Source organism: Protofrankia sp. Cas8, from assembly GCF_963555845.1.
Taxonomy (GTDB): Bacteria; Actinomycetota; Actinomycetes; order Frankiales; family Frankiaceae; genus Protofrankia.
Genome location: NZ_CAUVXI010000004.1, coordinates 1 through 3,259 on the forward strand (window position 1 = coordinate 1; position 3,259 = coordinate 3,259).

Consider the following 3,259-nt stretch of genomic DNA (forward strand, 5'->3'; position numbering starts at 1 on the left):
CCTCCAGGCCGATCGTCGATCTTTACGTACAGTGCGATGAGGAGGGTGTCCAGGTTTTGCGTCACAACATGACCTTGGACGCCCTCTCCCAATTCCCGATCATCGGCTGCCCAGAGATCGGACTTACTCGTCTAGGGGCCGAGCGGACGAGCATCGAACTCCGCCTGTGCGATCTCGACGAAGGCGCGAGTCAGCGACGTCTGGCGGGTGTCCTGCCAGATCATGAGCTGGAAGAGGTGCGGAACCTCGCCGTCGAGCCGGCGGATGACGATGTGTGGCCAACCGCCCCAGCGCCGCCGGGTGGCTTCCCCGACGAACGCCACGCCGAGGCCCGCCGACACCAAGTCGACGACCTCCTCCTCGCTGGCGATCGGGTAGGAGCGGTAGTCGGTCGTCACGCCGCGCCGGTTCAGGAAGTCGAGGATGCGTTGGCCATGCGTCCGATCCGTCTCCGCCGAAGGAACAAGCAGGCGCTGCTGCTGGAGGTCGTGGACGGTCAGCCTGCCCCGGGCCTGCAGCGGATGGTCGGTGGGCAACGCGAGATGATTCTGGGCGAAATCGTGGAGTACCAGGCAGCTGAGGCCCACCGCGAGTTCCGACGTCGAGAGCGAGAAGCTGACGTGGGTGTTGCGGTCCCGCATATCGTCCGCCAGCCGCTGGTTGTTCACCTGGCTGGGGACGATGTCCACGTCGGGATAGCGGGCCACGAAGGCCCGAACCGCCCGCGCCATTACCTCGCCGCTGCCGGAGCTGTATGAGATCCGCAGGAAGCCGGCCCGGCCCGAGGCTTCCCCGCGGGCGACATCGCGGACCCGGCCGTGTGCGGCCAGCAGGTCGCGTGCCTCCGGCAGCAACCGCCGCCCGGCGGGGGTCAGCGTCACGTGGTGGGTCGACCTGTCGAACAGCGTGACTGCCAGCTCGTTCTCCAGTTGGCGGATCTGCTGGCTGACGTGGGACGCCGAGTACTGGAGGCTGGCGGCCGCCCGACGGTAGCTGAGTTCCTGCGCAACGGCTACGAAGCAGCGCAACTGCACCACCCGCATCCCCGGCCACCTCCCTCGCGCCCCAGGTTCGCGCGGCGGCCGAGAGGGACCGGACGCAGCCGGTGTTCACGATAGCCGAACAGCAGTTCGTGAACCCGCGCTTCCTTTCTCGCACCGGCCGGCAGAGGTTGCACGGTAGAGCCCTCCAGGGGCAGGTCGATCAAACGAGGTGACTGGATGAGCATCGGTGTCAACGTGCGCACAGACGGAACAATCGGCCGACTGTCGTGGGAGTTACTGGCGCCGTTCGGAGTGCGCCTGCACGTCGACGACCTGCGGGCCGGCCTGGCACAGGACGAGCAGGACGTGCTGGCCACCCTGCTCTACCAGCACGGCTTCGTCGTGGCGGCCGACCAGCAGCTCACCAAGGCGGACCTCCGGCGGGTGGGCAGCTACGTCGCGCCGCTGCTCCCTGAGGAGCACGAGGCGAACCCGGTGCTGGCGCTCAACCGCGAGGAGGGTGGGTTCGGCACCCGCGAGCTCGTCTTCCACCGTGACCTGATGTACGCCGAGCATCCGTTCCATGCGATCGCCCTGCATGCGCTCTCGGTCGCCGAAGGCGAGACCAGCACCTTCGTCTCCAGCGGAACGCTGGCGTATCGGCGGCTGCCGGCCGAGCTGAAGGACCGGCTAGCGGGCCTGAGCGCCCTGAACTCCCTGCACGGGCGGGACGAGGAGGGGCGGATCTCCGAGCGGGAAGTCTACTTGCCTGGCTGGCCCGGCTACGTCCATCCGTTGGCAGCGCGTCACCCGATCACCGACGAGCCGGTGCTGCTGGCGTGCCTCATGTCCACCGTGCGGGTTGAGGGACTGGCCGCGGACTCCAGCGAGGAGCTGCTCCAGCAGCTGTTCGGCCACCTCAACGACCCGGCGAACGTCTACGAGCACACCTGGCGCGAGAACGACCTGCTGATCTGGGACAACTTCGGTTGCGCCCACGCCCGCCGGAACCTGGCCGGGGTGTCGAAGCGCACGCTACAGCGCCTCACCATGGGCAAGCTGAGCTTTCCCCTGGCCTACCCGAACTTCAGCATGAGGAGCTTCACGGACTCCTACGACGGAGAGAACTACATGGGCAAGGGCGGCGGCCAGTTCTAGCTGGCGACCTCTGTCGCTGGCCGCTCGGCCCACTGATCACAGGAGGCCGGCCGTGGGTTGGCCACCACGGCCGGCCTTCCAGTGATCTTCGCCGCCGGCCGGGTGCGGTGGCTGCGCGAGGATGCCGGTTCGTGTTGGTTCGGCTGACTGAAGCGATCCCGTTTCCGTGGACAGCAGACCTGAAGGTCACTGTCTGAAAGGAAGGGCCGTCATGGGGTCGACTCCCTGGAAGTACACGCAGGAGTACAAAGACGAGGCGGTCCGCCGATTCAACACCCCGCCGGTGACGAGCAACTCAGGCGCCAACGATCCGAGTCCTGCCGGTAGGTCCGGCTGGCCAGCGGTGCCCCCGCCGGAACGGCCAGTCCTGGCTATAGTTGTGGCTATGTCGATCGTTGAGCAGATGCCGCTGGCGGATGTGAAAAACCGCCTTTCGGAGGTTGTGGACAGCGTCGAACGCGAGCACGGCCGCGTCGTGATCACACGGCACGGCCGACCAGCGGCGATCGTCATCAGCGTCGACGACCTGGAGTCCCTTGAGGAGACCCTTGCCGTCATGGGCAGCACCCAGCTCATAGCCGACGTCCGGGAGGCCCTCGACGACCTCGACGAGGTGGGGGCGACCGTCCTGACCAAGGACGAAGCACTGCGCCTCGCCACCGGCCGGTGACCGACGCCTACGAGATCGCCTTCACCGCGCCCGCTCGACGCACCCTTCGCCGCCTGCCCGAAAAAGTCGCCACCGCCGTCGTCGAGTTCCTCTACGGATCGCTGGCGGCCAACCCGCACCGCGTCGGCAAGCCACTCCAGCTCCAACTCGCCGGACTCCACAGCGCGCGACGAGGCGACTACCGCGTCATTTACCACATTGACACCGACAACCACCGGGTCGACATCGTCGCGATCGAACACCGCGCGGACGTCTACCGACCCCGCGGGTAGCAGCGGGTAGAACCAGTCAGAGCGTTGCGGACCCGCAGATCGGCCAGCAGCCGCTCCTTCACCGGCCCGGACTCCTCCAACAGCTCCGTCACGGCCGAGTTCTGCAAGTCCAGGTAGCGGCGCAACGTCAGGTCGAACAGTTGACGTTTGCTGCCGAAGCTATGCCGAAGCTATAA

Annotated in this window: 4 protein-coding genes; 3 read left to right on the forward strand and 1 reads right to left on the reverse strand. The window is 67.0% G+C overall.

Translation table 11 applies throughout. The features are described from left to right. Positions 1-131 precede the first annotated feature (131 nt). Entirely contained in the window at positions 132-1,043 is a 912-nt protein-coding gene (locus U9977_RS01485; protein ID WP_322747315.1) for a LysR family transcriptional regulator, read from the reverse strand. Positions 1,044-1,220: 177 nt separating this feature from the next. Between U9977_RS01485 and U9977_RS01490 the strand changes: the two genes are divergently transcribed. The 3 genes from U9977_RS01490 (at position 1,221) to U9977_RS01500 (ending at position 3,083) form a co-directional block, all read left to right on the forward strand. Continuing rightward, positions 1,221-2,141, forward strand: coding sequence for a TauD/TfdA family dioxygenase (locus U9977_RS01490; RefSeq protein WP_322747316.1), 921 nt, complete (start codon positions 1,221-1,223; stop codon positions 2,139-2,141). Positions 2,142-2,526: 385 nt separating this feature from the next. Beyond that, positions 2,527-2,811, forward strand: coding sequence for a type II toxin-antitoxin system Phd/YefM family antitoxin (locus U9977_RS01495; protein ID WP_322747317.1), 285 nt, complete (start codon positions 2,527-2,529; stop codon positions 2,809-2,811). Next, the gene (locus tag U9977_RS01500; RefSeq protein ID WP_322747318.1) at positions 2,808-3,083 is read left to right on the forward strand and encodes a type II toxin-antitoxin system RelE/ParE family toxin; all 276 of its coding nucleotides are present in this window, start codon (positions 2,808-2,810) and stop codon (positions 3,081-3,083) included. The genes U9977_RS01495 and U9977_RS01500 overlap by 4 nt, the downstream gene beginning before the upstream one ends. The last annotated feature ends 176 nt before the right edge of the window (positions 3,084-3,259 follow it).